A 15,381-nucleotide genomic window follows, 5' to 3' on the forward strand; every position below is an offset into this window, starting at 1 on the left:
CCCGTGCCCGCACAGCGCGGTGAAGCAGGAAGCCCCCGGAAGGGTCAGACGACCCAGGCCGGAATCCCTGGACTTTAGGCCAGGGAGCACGTCAAGCCGCTTTCCTCGCCGCCACCAACACCGCCGGGAATGGCAACAGGCCCTGGGCACTGCGGAAGCAGCCGCCTGCCGTGATCGCTACCGGGCAGCCCTGCTCGCCGTCACTGAAGCACTCACCCTGGTCCGTCTCGAAGGCCCTGACCCGGTTGTCTCCACCGCCGAAGCCCTGGAACGCTCCTGGACGCGAACGCGCCGCTCGATCAGCATCAGCCCGCACACGCCGCCTTCCTCGACGCCGCACGCACCGCCCTTACCAGCGCCTGACCCAGTCACCCCAGCACCTGCCTCGCACCCTGGCGCCCTCTCTCTGGCCCTGGGTGCCAGGGAGAGGCGCGGCATTGGGGCCACAGCGGCCTCGGTCAGGAAGGCCTGTGGCAGGTGCAGGCCGACCCCCAGACGCCGCGCATCCATCGCCGCGTTGAGGATGGCTGTGGCGGCCGGTGAGCCGTGCTGATAGCGACGCAACAGCTCGGGGGCTCCGGCCAGGTCCTGAGTGATCCTCCCGGACTCGCCGGCCCGAGTGAGCGCATCGGCCGGCAACAAGTCCCCGGAGCCTCCCCGAGCGGCTCCGCGGCCCGGCGGTGGACGGCCAACTCCGCCTCCAGCTCTGCGATCCGCTTACGGGCCGCGGCGAGTTCGGCCTGCTCGTTGCTGGGGACACCGGGCATCTGCCCGGTGTCGATCAGATGCTGGCGGCGCCAGACGTAGATGGTCTGCTCGCTGATACCGAGGAGCTTTGCCACCTCGGCGGTCTTCCGGCCGGAGGCGACCAGATCGAGCACACGGCGGCGGAACTCGGGCGGACAGCTGCGGGGCATGACGGCCTCCGGAAGCTGCTGGAACGGTCAATTCTTCAGCGACCCGACTCCATCAGCCCCAGGGCAGACCAACCGGCAAGGTCGGATATCTCGGTGCGCGGAATAGCCATCGCTGTGCCCACTTTCGGAGGCGATGGGACTTGGCCCGGGCCACCGCCGGGCGTGCCTTCTGCGAGCGGTGACAGGGCCGGATGGAGGACAGCGACACGGGGTGAGTGCCGCAGGGAGGGGAACCTGGGCCTGGAAGTGTTCCCAGCGCGCCCAGGTGCAGGAGCGGAGACGAGGGATGGCCACCACGATGGGCGAGGCCCGGGTCGGCATGGCACAACCGAGCAGTATCCAGTTGCCTGGCATCGTGCTCGGTGTGGGGATGGGCGGCTTCGTCGACGGCATCCTGCTGCACCAGCTGCTGCAGTGGCACCACATGCTCAGCAGCACCAACGAGGACCACATCGGCGTCAAGTACTACAACCCCCACACCGTCTCCGGCCTGGAGATGAACACCCTGTGGGACGGCATCTTCCACACCGTCTGCTGGCTCGCGGTCCTCCTCGGACTCGCCATCCTGTACTCGCGGGTCACCCACAACCGGATGCGGGTGTGGACCTCACGGGTGCTGTGGGGCTGGATGCTCGTCGGCTGGGGCCTGTTCAACCTCGTCGAGGGCGTCCTGGACCACCACATCCTCGGCATCCACCACGTCTATGCCGGAGACGGCCAGGTCTGGTGGGACATCGGCTTCCTCGGCCTGGGCGCCCTGCTGGTCGCCGGCGGCTACCTGCTCCAGCGCAGCGGCCAGCCCTTCGACCCCAACGCCCCGACCGGGTGGAGTGAGGGCCGGCGAGCCTGATGGACCACGACATGCCCGCACACGGGCACGACACGGGCAGCAGCCCCCTGGAGTGGCTGCTGCCCGCACTCGTCCTGCTGGCCGCCGCCAGCGCCTACCTGCTGCTCGCTCGCCGGGCACGCCACCGCAACCCGGCCCTGGGCTGGAGCCGGTGGCGGACCACAAGCTTCCTGACCGGCATCGCCCTGCTCGGCGCCGCGCTGCTGCCGCCCGTGGCACCCTTCGCGCATGAGGACTTCCGCGGCCACATGGCCCAGCACATGCTCATCGGCATGTACGCGCCGCTCGCACTCGTCCTCGCGGCCCCCGTCACCCTCCTGCTGCGCACCCTGCCCGCGGCCCGGGGACGGCAACTGACCGCCGTACTCCACAGCTCACCCGCCCGCGTGATCGCCCACCCGGTGATTGCGCTGGCGCTGTCCACGGGCAGCCTCGCGGTCCTCTACTTCACCCCCCTCTACAACGCGACCATGGACAACCCGGCAGCACACTGGCTGCTACACGCGCACTTCCTGCTCTCCGGATGCCTGTTCGCCTACGTCATCGCGGGCCCCGACCCCGCACCCTCCCGGCCGGGCGTGCGCGCACGGCTGGTCTACCTCGGCGTCGCGATCGCGGCGCACGCGGTGATCTCCCAGCTGATGTACGGCGGCTTCTGGGTCGACATCCATGCCCCCATATATCAGGTCCAGGCAGGCGCGGAGATCATGTACTACGGCGGCGACATCGCCGAACTCCTCCTGGCCGCCGCCCTGGTCGCAACCTGGCGCCCCGACCGCCACCGACAGAGCACCCATAGCCCTGCTGCCCCACGGCAAATGTCCGCACCTGCCTGACAGCAGACACCCAAGCAGGTGCGCGGAGCAGCACCCCCGTGCGTTGAGCCGGCACACCGGCCCGTCCGGCCCGAGCACACCAGCGACACGTGGGCGGAGCGCAAGCGCGTCCTGACCGAGCAGTCCTCTTCCCGCTGGGCCGGGGGCATCATCAAGGCCACCCACGACCAGGGGGGGCCCTGGCCCGGCGCGGGCAGCTCGCGCACATCCGTGGGCTTGAGGCCGGTATCAAGACGATCACGCACCGGCTTTCCCTGCCGGTCGGCGAGAAGGGCACCAGGCGGCTACCGCACCCGGCAGGAGTGGTTCGCCAAGCCCAGGCGCCTGCAGGTCCTTCACGACCGCCTTGAACGGGAGCGGGCCGACCGCGAGACCGGCCGTGTCCGCGTCGTGCGGGGCGGCAAGAAGCTGGCCCGCAACCGCCATAACCTCCAAGTCGCGCAGCTCACCGCCGGGCAGTGGCGGGCGCGCTGGGAAGCCGAACGCTGGTTCCTTGCCGCGACGGCGAGTCGGGCAAAAAGTTGGGTAACGAGACGGTCCGCGTCACCCCGGACGGCGAGGTCTCCCTCAAGCTCCCGGCCCCGCTGTCGCATCTGGCAACAGCAGGCACGGCCGGTACGTGCTTTCCGGCGCCGGGGTACCGAGTGGGCCGACCGCATCTTGGTGAACCGGGCCGTCGCGTGTCGCATCCACTACGACGTAGCCCGTGGGCGCTGGTACCTCACCGCGTCGTGGACGATCCCACCGGTCAAGACCGTTCCCCTCGACCAGGCAAGGCGAGGCGGCCTGGTCGGTGTGGGCGCCAACGCCGATCACTTGGCCGCGTGGCGGCTGGACGAGCACGGCAACCCGTGCGGTGAACCCCACAGGTTCTTCTACGACCTCGACGGCCTCGTGTCGTACCGGGACGCGCAGGTGCGGCATGCCCTCACCCGGCTCCTGCACTGGGCCCGGCGGCTGGGCCTGTCCATCGCGGTCGAAGACCTCGACTTCCAAGCGGACACGACCCGCGAGAAGCACGGACGGCGCAAGCGGTTCCGCAAGCTGATCTCCAACATGCCCGTGGCCAAGCTGCGGGCCCGGCTGGTGTCGATGGCGGCCGAACTCGGCATCACCATCGTCGCGGTCGATCCCGCCTACACCTCCCGCTGGGGAGCCGAGCACTGGCACAGGCCCCTCAACACGTAAGACCACCTGTCACGACGCGGCGAGCGTCGCGATCGGACGGCGCGCCCTCGGGCACCGTATCCGGCGACGGACGGCCCCGCCCCACGACGACCAGAGCGATCGTCGTGGGCATCGGACCGCCCAGGCCGGACACCATGCCCGAGGGCGTGAGGGAGGAGCCTGCCACCGCATTCCCGGACCACGGACACGATCCGCTGGGACCGGATGCGGCGAGTACGCGGGGGACCAGGACGCTCAACACCGTTCGGAGTGCCGGGCTGAGCCTGCGCAACTCATGCTCAGTCTGTAGGAACGGTGCATCTGCGACGCCATGCGCAATGTCGACGCGTGATGCGCTGTGAGTGCGGACCCTCGGCTCAGTTTCGGCCTTGCTGCTCAGCTACCCGTGGCTGAGCCCGTCACCACGCAAGGGTGATGGCGTCCACCGAGCGGGCCACCCGTATCGCTCCCAGGGCGTCACGATGCCTGCAATGGGCACATGAAGATCTTGCGCTGGCTGCTTGTCGCAGCCCTGACACCCCTGCTCGCCCTGACGACCACGCTGGCAAGCGCCCAGGGCGTTTGGCTGACACTGCCCGGGCTGCCGACGCCCGCCAACGGTCTGGCGTCGGCGACCGCGCCCTGCCCCAAGGACATCGAAGAGCTGAAGGGGACCTGCGTGTACGCCTTCGGCGGCCAGAACCCTGATTCCCCCATCCTGGACACGGTCCAGGCATACAGCCCGGCCACCGACACCTGGAGGACGCTGCCCGATCTGCCCACCGCCCGCTACGCACTGGCGGGGACGACCGCGCCCTGCCCCAAGGACGTCGAAGGATTGAAGGGGACCTGCGTCTACGCCATCGGCGGCTTCACAGGACCCGTGTGGCCCGAGCCGGCCTTCGATACGAACACCGTGGAGGCGTACAGTCCGGCCACGAACACCTGGAGGACGCTGCCCGATCTGCCCACCGCCCGCAGCCAGCTGGCGTCCACGACCGCACCCTGCCCCAAGAACGTCGAAGCGCTGAAGGGGACCTGCGTGTACGCAGTCGGCGGCGCCTTCGGTGACACGGTGGAGGCATACAGCCCCGTCACCAACACGTGGCAGACGCTCCCGTCGCTGGGCACTCCCCGGGACGCCCCGGCATCGGCGACCGCGCCCTGCCCCAAGGATGTGGAAGGGCTGAAGGGGACCTGCGTGTACGCCGTCGGCGGCTTCAACGCCACCGACGAGGTTCTGGACACTGTGGAGGCGTACAGCCCCGCTACGAACAGCTGGCACGCGCTGCCCTCCAAGTCCACCCCTGCCGTTGCCCTCGGCGGGGCTGCAGCGCCGTGCCCCAAGGATGTGGAAGGGCTGAAGGGGGTCTGCGTCTATGCCCTCGGCGGGTTCAACTTCACCGACGAGGTTCTGGACACCGTGGAGGCGTACAGTCCGGCCACGAACACATGGAGGACGCTGCCCGATCTGCCCACGGCCCGCTTCGAGCTGACGGGCGCGAGCGGGCCCTGCCCCCAGGAGCCACGCGGTGTGAAGAGAACCTGTGTCTATGCACTCGGCGGCGCGGGCAGTACCGCGTTCAACGCCCTGACCACCGTGGAAGCACTCGCTGTCGAGAACGGAAACCGACCGTCCTGACCCGGCGCAGTACGCACACAAGGGGCGGGCGGCCCTGTCCACCCGCTCGCCCCGACAGCAAACGCGGCTCACCGCCGTCCGGCGATCTTCTGGGCTGCCGGGGTTCGGGTCAGGCGCCGGGTCATGACAGTGATGAATGACCGGGGCAGATGGGCTCCGAGCCCTCATCACCGCCGCGACCACCCGAGCCACGCGGCAGCAGTTCGCTTCGAAGCAATCCGCGCAGATGGGGGAGCATGGGCTGGACTGGGCGGTGTAGGGGGCGGAGGCGGCCCATTTGCGCCATAGCGCGCTCGGCCTGCTCACGCCCAGCGCCGTCCTGTGCTGGCCTCTGCGCTGTCGGCGGACGGCGCCCTTGCGGCGCCGGATCGCAGGGGGGGGCGGACAGACGACGGGGGTGCACCTGTCTGCCCCTGCGCCAGTGCCCGCAGACGGGGAGAGTGCAGGCACGACGGACCGACCCAAAGGACCGGGCCTACCCTGTCAGCGCGGCGGATCCGCCCCGGCCCACTTGTTCTGGCTTCTCAGCCCGGCACGCTGGGGTGGCCGGGCTGGCTTAAAGTGTGCGCTTTGACGGACCACGTGTGGGGGTGGGGTGTGCACGGCGAGATGCTCGCGGACCGGTACAGCTTGATCGAGCCGCTCGGCAGCGGCGGCATGGGTCAGGTCTGGCGTGCCTGGGACAGCGCGCTAGACCGGGAGGTCGCGGTCAAACTCCTCACCGCCCCGCCAGGCGATGCGGGCGCGGCCGAGCGGTTCCGCCACGAGGCGCACACCGCCGCCCGGCTCACCCACGCCAACATCGCCGCGGTCCACGACTTCGGGCACACCGCCGACGGCCGCCCGTTCCTGGTCATGGAGCTCATCCGCGGCCGCAGCCTGGCCGAGATACTCGCCGCCCAGGGCCAGCTGGCCTGGGAGCAAGCCGCCGACCTTGGCGCACAGGCGGCGCGCGCCCTGGCCGCCGCGCATGCCGCGGGTGTGGTGCACCGCGACATCAAGCCTGCCAACCTGCTGCGCGGCGACGACGGCGTGCTCAAGGTCGTCGACTTCGGTATCGCACAGCTCACCCACCATGCCGCCGCTGACGGCGGTCCCGCGGTGGGCACCGCCGCCTACACCGCTCCTGAGCAGGCGCTGCGGCATCCGGTGGGCTCGGCCGCCGACCTGTATGCGCTCGGTTGCGTGCTGTACGAGCTGCTGGCCGGGCAGCCGCCCTTCCCCGGCCAGGACATCGCTGGGGTGCTCTACCGCCACGTCCACGAGCACCCAGCCCCGCTGGATGGGATACGCCCAGACGCCCCGCCCAATCTGGTGCGCACGGTCCACGCCCTGCTGGCCAAGAACCCCGCCGACCGGCCCGGTGCTGCCACCGACATCGCCCGGCACCTGGCGGCCGTCGCCGCTGAACCTCCCGCCCAAGCCACCCAACTACTGCCGCCCGTCGGCAAGGCCACCGCTTCCCTCCCCGCCATCAGCGTCCCCGCAGACGGACCGCCGCCGTCACGGCGCCGCCCCCGACAGGGGGCCCGCCCGCCCCTGCCGCTTGTCCTCGGTGGCCTGGTCGCCGCTGGCGCCGGCCTTCTCGCCATGCTCTTCCTCCTTGTCGGCGGCGACATCAGCCAGGACACCGCCTCCTCCTCGCCGGCCTCCTCTGCTGCCCCAGCCACCAGTGAGCCGGCCTCCTCCAACCTGCCGCCGGTTTCCACCCGCAGCCCGAGCCCCACGCCCACCCCGAGCGTCAAGCAGGCAGCCACGCAGGATCCGGCGACGCTCGCCCGCCAACTCTCCGCCGCGCTCGCCGCCCAGTCCGGCTCCATGAAGCCGGATCTGTACCGCGACGCCCAGAAGAAAGCAGCCGAGATCAACAAAAAGGTCCAGGAGGGTGAGACCGACAAGGCCGCAGACAAGGCGCGCGATCTCCGCCAGCGCCTTGCCGACGCCCAGCAGAAGGGCCAATGGAGCGGCGATTCCCAGGTCATGCAGCTGCTGAATCAGCTCGCCGCATCCGGCTGACAGACCCGCAGCACCGACCGTGCTGCTCTCGCGACGCCGCAAGACCCGCACCGCAATTTGCGAAGGGTGCAGTTCCTTTGAGGGGAAGGGCTGAGTAGGCCGCTGTGCGTGGGGCGGGCCCGGGTCACCGGCCCTTGATCATCGAGCTGCCCTCTCGCGTTGCTCAAGCCACTCGAGGTACCAGGTGCGGAAGGTGTGGCGGTTTCCCCTCGCATCAACGTACGGCTCGAAGGGCGGGTTGACCGCGCAGTCCCGGTCGCGGAGTTCCCCGCGGTGCGGGCCGACGACGATGAGCCAGCCGGTCATCCCGCATCCGTTGTCGCTGATGAGGATCGCGCCCCGCCCGCGTTCCAGGAACCAGACTTCGTCGCCGTCGTCGCCGAAGACCTTGCGGTAGTCGTCCAGATAGTCGTCGTCTTCGTCACGGGTGGTGGGTTCGTACCCGGCGGCGCGAAGGGTCGCCATCTGCTGGTCGGCCCAGTCTTCCGTCTCGATGAACGGCCCACTGGGGTCCAGCAGCCAGGATTGGTTCTCGTCGTCGTCCCAGACCCATCCCCATTTCCCGTCGGTTCGGCGCAACGAGGTGAGCTGGTGTGCCGGTCCGGGGCCGCCGGCTCCGACCTCCGCCAGAAACGTGCGGTACTCGTCGGGGAGCGCGACACCGAACTGTGCTTCGACCTCGGCGATCTCGGCGGGAGTCAGGACGGGTTCGAACGTCGGGTATCGAGACGGCCCACGGCCACGGGCTCGACGCTCGGCCTCCTCCACTGCGATGACGCGTTCCCGAACTCCCGACCAGTGCACGTGCGTGTTCACGGCGCTCCTATCGACGATGAGCACGGACATTAATGCCTGCCGCCGACATCCGACCTCCGTCTGGGCTGTGTCCGCGGCCGCTCGTCTCTACCGTGGTGGTGGTGGAGGAGGGGTGGCAGATGGGCTCGCTGTTCGAGGAGTTGGAAGCCCGCGAGGCAGCGGCTCGGGCTCGGGTGGAAGAGCTGGAAGCCGAGCTTGCTGAGCTGTCCGGGAAGCTGGAGCTGGCCCGTGAGAGCTTGAAGCGCCTGCGGATCACACGGGAAACGGTCACCGAGGTTCTCGCGGAGATGGAGCCTGAGATGCCCGTGGCAGACGCCGGACCGTCGCGGTCGGGTGAGCGGGTGGTGTCGGCGTATGCGGGGGCCGAGCGGCAGGTCATCGGGGTGCTGACCGTGCCGAACTGGCAACCCGGCATGATGCCGGACGTGCTGCCGTCGGTGTACCGCGACATCGTGGAAGTGGTGGCCGATGCACCGGGGCCGATCCGCGCCAAGCAGATCGTGCCGAGGATCGGGCTGCCGGCTGAGACCGGGAAGATCGAGGGCACCCGGTCGAAGCTCAAGCGGTTGGTGGAGCGAGGCTGGCTCGACGAAGAGGCCCCCGGGTTGTTCACCCCGGCCCGCCGCCGGACGGCTGCTTCACCCAACTCCCGCTAACAGCAGGGCTCTTCCGCCTACATTCGAAGGTGCGACCCATAACGGATGCAGGATCAGGAAGAGCCCCGGAGATGACACCGTACGACACTCATGCCACCACTGACCCCTTTGCCCGCTCCATAAGCGCCTTCGAATCGCTGATGCACACCCTGTCGGGCGGCGATGCGAGCGAGTGGACCCACGCCGAGCTGGAAGAACACCTCGACGCGGCCGGGCGGGAACTGTTACGGCAGCTGCTGCAGGACCACCTTGACCTACGCGCCCGGCGGGAAGAGGAACAGATCCGTGCCAGTGGCAGACCTGTGGTGATGGGGCCGGAGGGGCAGCTGCGGCCCTGGCGGGAGACGGGGCACTCGCGCTGGCTGGCCAGCGTGTTCGGGCTGGTCCGCGTCACCCGGGTCGCCCACCGAGGCCCCGGCGTCTGCAACGTCCACCCCACGGACCCGGCGCTGTCGCTGCCGGCGGGCCGGCACTCGATGGGCCTGCGCCGACTCGCGGTCACCGAATCCGTGCGCGGGTCGTTCGACCAAGCCCAGCAGGCGGTCGAGCGCCGCTGCGGGAAGGTGCTGGGCAAACGCCGACTCGAAGAACTGGTGGTCGCGGCCGCGGTCGACGCCGACGACTTCTACCGCGCCAGGATCCCGATCCCCTGCAGCAGACAGATGCCGCTGGTGGTCCAGGTCGACGGCAAGGGCGTGGTCGTGCGCCCGGAGGCCCTGCGCGAGGCCACCCGCCGGGCCGCCGCGAAAGCCGCAGGCGGCCATCGCGCACGGCTCGCGCCGGGCGAGAAGCCGAACCGGAAGCGGATGGCCACCGTGGCCTGCGTCTTCGATATCCGACCCGCGTCGAGGCGCCCTCACGACGTGATCCACCCGCCCGGCGGTCGAAGCGGCGAGCCCCGGGCCCGCCCGGGGCCGAAGGCCGAGAGCAAGTGGTGCACTGCCTCCCTGATCCGCCCGCCCGCACAGGTCATCGCCGACGCATTCGACCAGGCCCAGGCCCGCGACCCGAAGAACCTGCGGCCCTGGATCGTCCTGGTCGACGGCGCCCGCCACCAGCTCGACCTGATCAGCGCCGAGACCAGCCGACGCGACGTCACGGTCCACGTGCTGCTGGACTTCGTCCACGTTGCGGAGTATGTCTGGGCGGCCGGCCACGCCTTCCACAAACCCGGCACCACCGAGGCAGAAACCTGGGCCGCCGACCACCTGACCGCGGTCCTCGCAGGCCAGGCCGCCCGCACCGCCCAAGAGATGACAGCTCAAGCCCACCAGGAAGGACTGTCAGCCGCCCGCCGCGAGGCCGTCGACGCCTGCTACCGCTACCTGGCCGGCCACCTCGACCAACTCCGCTACGACAGAGCCCTCGACAACGGGTGGCCAATCGCCACCGGCGCGGTCGAGGGCGCCTGCCGCCACCTGATCGGCGACCGCCTCGACATCACCGGAGCCCGCTGGGGCCTGCCCGGAGCCGAAGCCATTCTGCGACTCCGCACGCTCGTCTCCAACGGCGACTTCGACGCCTACTGGCGGTTCCATCTCGCCCGCGAGCACGAGCGCCTCTATCCCGCCCCCAAGCAGCGGACTTACACCCTCACCGCTTGACCGCGACCTTCACTCGAAACGAACCGCACCCATCGGGGATGGCCCGGTCGTGCAGGACTACGTAGCCGCGACGCTCGAGCCGGGCCAGTAGCCGGGCGGTTGCCTGCTCGCCGGCGGCTCCTTTCGCCCAGGAGCTTTGCGTGCGGCGGTAGATGCGCCAGACCTCGAACGTCACCAGGCCCAGCGCGGTGGCGAGCCCGACGTGCCAGTTGGTGTAGGACGCGCTGCTCGACCCGCTGACGGCAGCGAATGCCACGGTGATGGGCAATGTGTCTTTGGCGCGGCGGTGTTGCGCTTTTCGTTCGGCAGCGCGGGCCAGGTCGGCGATCTGCCGGGCACTGGCTCCGGCGCCAGGCCGAGGCCCAGGCGCTGTGGTCATGAACGTCCCTCCCCCCACTGGGTTGTTGGGGCCTGTACCGAGACCGTAGCGCTGCGCACTGACAAGACAGGATCCATCCCTGCAAGCCCGTGAAGCAGGGCACGATGGGCGAGCCGTGTGCCAGCCACGCGGGCCCGATCCGCCGGACAGGCCCAGCCAGGCTGGTGGCGGAGTGCTCGGTTGTACGTCCCCGGGCAGGCGGCCCTCCCTGATCGGAACCTTCAGCTGCTGATGAGGAAAGCTGAGGTCCCCGACCAAATCCCCAACCATTGAAGCCCAGCCCATGGTCAGGAGCTCGAAACAGTCTCGCGGTCCGGACCGTGGTCGGTATCCATGCCCCCGACTACGCGGCTGTTCTGGCGCGCGAAGAGGGTGCCGTGCGGGTTCGGTGACCGGCCTCGGCAAGGCCGCTGACGCCTGACGCAGAGTGCGGGCCCAGCGGCCCTGGAAGGTCGGCGATGGCCGGTCCGCCTTCAGCGTTTGCCGGACCTGCTCTTGCCAGGCGGTGAACGCCGGGCCGTCGTCCGCGCAGGCGACGCCGGGGTCAGGTGCCCCGCACGTCGCGGCGTGCCGGATTAGGTCGGTGCCAGCCGCGGCCGTCGGCCGGCGGAGGCAGCAGGCCGCGGCGGGACGCGAGTCCGCACAGCGCACAGGAGCAGCTTTTCCGGACTGCGAGTTCTTGCCCTGGCGCTCGGCCGCGAACCGGTCTCTTACCTGCGCTTGCCGGGTCGGCCGAGGTGGTCGATGAGCTGCCTGAGGACGGGGCCGCCGGCGAGGTGGTGGTGTGCGGCTGCGCTCTGGCGGGTCATGGCGGGCTCCGGTGCGTGCTGCGCGAGGTCGGCTGTGTCAGGCGGTTGTGCGGCGGTGGCGTTGGTAGTGGCGGGCGGCGCGGGCCCGGTTGCCGCAGCCTGCGGAGCACCATTCCCGGCGGGGGTGGTCCTTGAGGAAGTACAGGACGCATCCGGGGGCCAGGCAGGCGCGCAGCCGCAGACGATCACCCTGGCTGAACATGTCGATCGCTTCTTCGGCGATGGCCGAGACTGCGGCGGCGGCCGTCTGTCCGCTGGTGCGGGCAAGCCGCGAGGGTGGTTTCCCGGGTGTCCAGGCCAGTGCCGACCACCGCGGTACTGCGCCCGCGGCCTCGTTGACTGCCGCGACCGCGGCTTCCAGCTCCCTCGTCGCTGATGCTGCCGCCGGGCGGGGATCGCCGGTGGCTTCGGCCGCCAAGCGCCGCAGGGCATCGCGCAGCCGGACTAGCCGGTGCGCGAGGTGGTCGATGTCGCCCGCCGCCAGATCGTTGAGGTCGTCACTGGTCATCAAGTCAATGCGAGGGGCGATGGCGCGCAGCCAGGCCTCGGTGCCGACTGGTTCGCCCAGTGCGTCGTGCACGCCGTCGCGGTCGGCCCAGACCGTGTTCATCAGCTCCACGGGCAGTGGTTCACCCAGAAGCGGCGCGCTTGGCTCCATGTCCCCACCCTACCGCACTTCTAACGGTTGCAGGAGTTTCTATCCGTTGACATCGAACCATCGTCGTGTCATGGTTCTAACGGTTACTGATGCGACCAAACGTTGGAAACGAGGAAGGAGTGCTGTACCCATGACCGGTTTCGCCCCTGTCGACCCCGCCACCGCGACCGGCAAGGCCGCCGAGCTGCTGACTGACGTGCACAAGACCCTCGGTCTCACGCCGAACATGACCAAGGTGATGGCCAACAGCCCGGCCCTGCTCCAGGGCTACCTGGCGCTGTCCGGCGCACTGGCCGGCGGCGTGCTGCCCGCCGCGGTCCGCGAGCGGCTGGCGCTCGCCACCGCCGAGTACAACGGATGCGAGTACTGCCTGTCCGCCCACACCTACATCGGCGCCAACATCGCCAAGGTCGACGCCGAGGAACTGGAGGCGGCCCGCGACGCCAAGGCCTCCGACCCGCACACCGCGGCGCTGCTGGCACTGTCCGACGCCATCGCCCGCGGCCACGGCACCGTCGACGACATCGTCCTGCAGGCCGCACGCGACGCCGGTGCCACCGACGCCGAGATCGGCGAAGTCGTCGGCCACCTCGCGCTGAACGTGCTGACCAACTACTTCAACATCCTCGCCAAGGTCGACAACGACTGGCCCGTCGTCACCCCCCGCAACGCGGCCTGACCCAACGACTCCGCCGGTCCGGCCGACCATCCCTACGAGCGGTGCAATCCCCCCGGGAGGAAGAACCGATGACCCGCTCCGCACGCCCCCTCGCGGGCTTCCATGACGGCGAACTGGCCGTGCAGCAGCGTGCCGGTGTCACGGCAGCAGCCGCCCGGCTGTCCGGCATGCTGGCACCGGCCCAGCTCCGTGGAGGCCTTGCCCGATTCCTTTCCGCCCGCACTTTCGCCGCGCTCACCGCTCGCGACCAGGCTGGCCGGCTGTGGATCTCCCCGCTCACCGGTCCGGCTGGATTCCTCAACGTCACCTCGGTCACCGCGCTGAGCGTGCGTACGGCGCCCGCGCCGGGAGACCCGCTCCATGCGCTGCCTGCCGGACAACCGGTCGGCCTCCTCGTAGTCGAGTTCGCCACCCGGCGCCGCTTTCGCCTCAACGGAAACCTCACCGCAGCCGACCAGGGCACGCTGCAGATCGACGTCGAGCAGGCCTACGGCAACTGCCCCCAGTACATCCAGCACCGCCACCTTGCCCCCACCCCTGCACTCACCCCGGGACCCGAACCCGTACGGCACGGCAGCACCCTCACACCCGACGACGTCGAACTCATCCGCCAGTCCGATACCTTCCTGATCGGCACGACCCACCCGACTCGGGGCAGCGATGCCTCGCACCGCGGCGGTCCGCCCGGGTTCGTCCGCGTCGAGGACAACCGGCTGTGGTGGCCCGACTATTGGGGCAATAACATGTTCAACACCCTCGGCAACCTCGACGTCGACCCCACCGCCGCTCTGCTTTTCTGCGACTTCGCCACCGGCCACACCCTCCACCTGTCCGGCCGCGCCGCCCTGGAGTGGACCCGACCGGGCATCCCCGGCGACGACGACCGCACCGGCCGCCGAGTCCACTTCATCCCCCAGAAGCTCACGGCCGGCCGACTGCTGCCGCTGCAGGCAGACGCTGTCACCGCCGCTCCGGACAACCCATCCCTGACCGACCGGACCCCTGCCCACTGAAGGACACCACCGTCATGACCGAGGCACGCCCGCCCTTCCCGCCGTTCGATCTCGACAGCGCCCTGGCCAAGGTCCAGGCCGCCGAAGACGCATGGAACACCCGCGACCCGCACAAGGTCGCCCTCGCCTACACGGAAGACTCCGCCTGGCGTAACCGGGACGTCTTCCTCACCGGTCACGACGAGATCGTGGAGTTCCTCACCGCCAAGTGGGAACGCGAACTGGACTACGTGCTGCGCAAGAGCCTGTGGGGCTTCCGCGAGAACCGCATCGCCGTCCGTTTCCAGTACGAGTGGCACGACGCCGCAGGCCAGTGGTTCCGCAGCTACGGCAACGAGCTGTGGGAATTCGACGAGCGCGGCCTGATGCGGCGCCGCGAGGCCAGCATCAACGACACGACCATCACTGAGTCCGACCGCCGCTACTTCGGCCCGCGACCAGAGAACGAGCGCGGCCTGGGCTACGACATCCCGCTTCAGTAGCTCCACAACCTCGGCAGCCACCGCAGATCCCTCCGTTCGGGTTGCGTGACTTCCTACCGATGCAGCATGGCGGCCTTCCCACGACACGCACGGGTTGCTGCCCGTAGCCCGGTCAACATGTCGGGAGTTGCCCATCCAGTCGCCGGCCCGGGACATCATCGGAGATCCGTCTCCCGCTTGGTCAGCAGCTCCTTCTGGTCGGCCTCGAGTACCGCGGCTGGCAGCGCGTGCTTCTTCGGGGCGCGCTGCGCGAAGAACGCCGCGACCTCGTCGTGGCGCCAGAACCGCTTGCACACCGCGGTGCCGGATGCTGCGGGCACCGACCGCGGCCAGGGCCCCGCGCAGCCACAGGGCTGGGTCGCTGCCGGGCCGCAGCCGCGGAGCGCCGAGCGCGGTGAGCTGGGCTGCGGCGTACTCATGGCCCTGCTCCAGGCGACGGATCTTCTGCGCCGCCCGGTCGAAAGCGCGCGAGTTCGAGTAATCCTGAGCAGGAGGGAGCGGAAACTCGTACGCGAACCCTGCTTCAGTAGTGCTTCGCGTACGGGTTGACCGCTGTGCGTGGTCGAGAACTTCGAAGATTTCAAGATCGTGAACCCGACTGGGGACCCAGAACAGGACTCGGTGGGCCTTGGGGAGCCGACGGAAAACAGATAAAGGGAGTTGGGGGGTCAGAGCAGGGCGAGCGCTCGCGTGGGCACTGTCACGTTGGCTAACGGCGTGAGATGGTCTCCAAGTTGATAACCCTCGGGAGGGGATCGTGCGTGGCGGGCACGCGGCCGTCGTACCAGGGCCACCGGTACCCGGTGGGGATCATCTCCCACTGCGTGTGGCTGTACTTCCGGTTCCCGCTCAGCTTC

14 protein-coding genes and 1 pseudogene are annotated in these 15,381 nt (G+C 69.7%); 10 read left to right on the top strand and 5 right to left on the bottom strand.

Going from position 1 to position 15,381, the window contains the following annotated elements:
- Positions 1-458: 458 nt before the first annotated feature.
- Entirely contained in the window at positions 459-917 is a 459-nt protein-coding gene (locus tag ACFV7R_RS45345) for a transposase (RefSeq protein ID WP_385276180.1), read from the bottom strand.
- 286 nt (positions 918-1,203) lie between these two features.
- On the opposite strand from ACFV7R_RS45345, the gene ACFV7R_RS45350 reads away from it, so the two are divergent.
- The 5 genes and pseudogenes from ACFV7R_RS45350 (at position 1,204) to ACFV7R_RS45370 (ending at position 7,428) form a co-directional block, all read left to right on the top strand.
- Entirely contained in the window at positions 1,204-1,767 is a 564-nt protein-coding gene (locus ACFV7R_RS45350; protein ID WP_385276183.1) for a DUF2243 domain-containing protein, read from the top strand.
- Between the two features lie 11 nt (positions 1,768-1,778).
- Complete coding sequence (locus tag ACFV7R_RS45355) at positions 1,779-2,603, top strand: cytochrome c oxidase assembly protein (protein WP_385276186.1); 825 nt, start codon at positions 1,779-1,781, stop codon at positions 2,601-2,603.
- Positions 2,604-2,675: 72 nt separating this feature from the next.
- Positions 2,676-4,132: pseudogene (locus ACFV7R_RS45360) on the top strand (IS200/IS605 family accessory protein TnpB-related protein); the annotation flags it as partial.
- 137 nt (positions 4,133-4,269) lie between these two features.
- Complete coding sequence (locus ACFV7R_RS45365) at positions 4,270-5,412, top strand: Kelch repeat-containing protein (protein ID WP_385276189.1); 1,143 nt, start codon at positions 4,270-4,272, stop codon at positions 5,410-5,412.
- 570 nt (positions 5,413-5,982) lie between these two features.
- Positions 5,983-7,428, top strand: coding sequence for a protein kinase (locus ACFV7R_RS45370; protein WP_385276192.1), 1,446 nt, complete (start codon positions 5,983-5,985; stop codon positions 7,426-7,428).
- A gap of 138 nt (positions 7,429-7,566) precedes the next feature.
- Here the strand turns inward: ACFV7R_RS45370 and ACFV7R_RS45375 are convergent, their stop codons facing one another.
- Positions 7,567-8,244, bottom strand: a complete 678-nt coding sequence (locus tag ACFV7R_RS45375; protein WP_385276195.1) for an SMI1/KNR4 family protein — start codon at positions 8,242-8,244, stop codon at positions 7,567-7,569.
- A gap of 101 nt (positions 8,245-8,345) precedes the next feature.
- Between ACFV7R_RS45375 and ACFV7R_RS45380 the strand changes: the two genes are divergently transcribed.
- Both ACFV7R_RS45380 and ACFV7R_RS45385 read left to right on the top strand, forming a co-directional pair.
- On the top strand, positions 8,346-8,900 hold the full coding sequence (locus ACFV7R_RS45380; protein WP_385276198.1) for a hypothetical protein: 555 nt from the start codon (positions 8,346-8,348) through the stop codon (positions 8,898-8,900).
- Between the two features lie 71 nt (positions 8,901-8,971).
- Positions 8,972-10,504, top strand: a complete 1,533-nt coding sequence (locus ACFV7R_RS45385) for an ISKra4 family transposase (RefSeq protein WP_385276201.1) — start codon at positions 8,972-8,974, stop codon at positions 10,502-10,504.
- Here ACFV7R_RS45385 and ACFV7R_RS45390 read toward each other — a convergent pair.
- Together ACFV7R_RS45390 and ACFV7R_RS45395 are read right to left on the bottom strand one after the other, a co-directional pair.
- The gene (locus tag ACFV7R_RS45390) at positions 10,494-10,883 is read right to left on the bottom strand and encodes a nuclease-related domain-containing protein (protein WP_385276204.1); all 390 of its coding nucleotides are present in this window, start codon (positions 10,881-10,883) and stop codon (positions 10,494-10,496) included. The genes ACFV7R_RS45385 and ACFV7R_RS45390 overlap by 11 nt on opposite strands.
- An 846-nt stretch (positions 10,884-11,729) precedes the next feature.
- The gene (locus ACFV7R_RS45395; RefSeq protein WP_385276207.1) at positions 11,730-12,350 is read right to left on the bottom strand and encodes a CGNR zinc finger domain-containing protein; all 621 of its coding nucleotides are present in this window, start codon (positions 12,348-12,350) and stop codon (positions 11,730-11,732) included.
- Positions 12,351-12,480: 130 nt separating this feature from the next.
- Here ACFV7R_RS45395 and ACFV7R_RS45400 point away from each other — a divergent pair, with 130 nt between their 5' ends.
- The 3 genes from ACFV7R_RS45400 to ACFV7R_RS45410 all read left to right on the top strand — a co-directional run bounded on the left by ACFV7R_RS45400 (position 12,481) and on the right by ACFV7R_RS45410 (position 14,524).
- Positions 12,481-13,029: a carboxymuconolactone decarboxylase family protein gene (locus ACFV7R_RS45400; protein WP_385276210.1), complete on the top strand. Its 549-nt coding sequence runs from the start codon at positions 12,481-12,483 to the stop codon at positions 13,027-13,029.
- Between the two features lie 68 nt (positions 13,030-13,097).
- Positions 13,098-14,042, top strand: a complete 945-nt coding sequence (locus ACFV7R_RS45405) for a pyridoxamine 5'-phosphate oxidase family protein (RefSeq protein ID WP_385276213.1) — start codon at positions 13,098-13,100, stop codon at positions 14,040-14,042.
- 14 nt (positions 14,043-14,056) lie between these two features.
- Entirely contained in the window at positions 14,057-14,524 is a 468-nt protein-coding gene (locus ACFV7R_RS45410; protein ID WP_385276216.1) for a DUF1348 family protein, read from the top strand.
- Positions 14,525-14,679: 155 nt separating this feature from the next.
- On the opposite strand, the gene ACFV7R_RS45415 is transcribed toward ACFV7R_RS45410, so the two are convergent.
- Positions 14,680-14,943, bottom strand: a complete 264-nt coding sequence (locus ACFV7R_RS45415; RefSeq protein ID WP_385276219.1) for a hypothetical protein — start codon at positions 14,941-14,943, stop codon at positions 14,680-14,682.
- Positions 14,944-15,381 lie beyond the last annotated feature (438 nt).

Source organism: Streptomyces sp. NPDC059866 (assembly GCF_042731325.1).
In the GTDB taxonomy this organism is placed as follows: Bacteria; Actinomycetota; Actinomycetes; order Streptomycetales; family Streptomycetaceae; genus Streptomyces; species Streptomyces flavusporus.

What these genes read in the sequence shown, in the direction of transcription:
- ACFV7R_RS45365 (WP_385276189.1), top strand. Translation starts at nt 4,270, where the DNA reads ATGAAGATCTTGCGCTGGCTGCTTGTCGCAGCCCTGACACCCCTGCTC.
- ACFV7R_RS45345 (WP_385276180.1), bottom strand. Translation starts at nt 917, where the DNA reads ATGCCCCGCAGCTGTCCGCCCGAGTTCCGCCGCCGTGTGCTCGATCTG.
- ACFV7R_RS45355 (WP_385276186.1), top strand. Translation starts at nt 1,779, where the DNA reads ATGCCCGCACACGGGCACGACACGGGCAGCAGCCCCCTGGAGTGGCTG.
- ACFV7R_RS45350 (WP_385276183.1), top strand. Translation starts at nt 1,204, where the DNA reads ATGGCCACCACGATGGGCGAGGCCCGGGTCGGCATGGCACAACCGAGC.
- ACFV7R_RS45390 (WP_385276204.1), bottom strand. Translation starts at nt 10,883, where the DNA reads ATGACCACAGCGCCTGGGCCTCGGCCTGGCGCCGGAGCCAGTGCCCGG.
- ACFV7R_RS45405 (WP_385276213.1), top strand. Translation starts at nt 13,098, where the DNA reads ATGACCCGCTCCGCACGCCCCCTCGCGGGCTTCCATGACGGCGAACTG.
- ACFV7R_RS45415 (WP_385276219.1), bottom strand. Translation starts at nt 14,943, where the DNA reads ATGAGTACGCCGCAGCCCAGCTCACCGCGCTCGGCGCTCCGCGGCTGC.
- ACFV7R_RS45410 (WP_385276216.1), top strand. Translation starts at nt 14,057, where the DNA reads ATGACCGAGGCACGCCCGCCCTTCCCGCCGTTCGATCTCGACAGCGCC.
- ACFV7R_RS45395 (WP_385276207.1), bottom strand. Translation starts at nt 12,350, where the DNA reads ATGGAGCCAAGCGCGCCGCTTCTGGGTGAACCACTGCCCGTGGAGCTG.
- ACFV7R_RS45400 (WP_385276210.1), top strand. Translation starts at nt 12,481, where the DNA reads ATGACCGGTTTCGCCCCTGTCGACCCCGCCACCGCGACCGGCAAGGCC.
- ACFV7R_RS45385 (WP_385276201.1), top strand. Translation starts at nt 8,972, where the DNA reads ATGACACCGTACGACACTCATGCCACCACTGACCCCTTTGCCCGCTCC.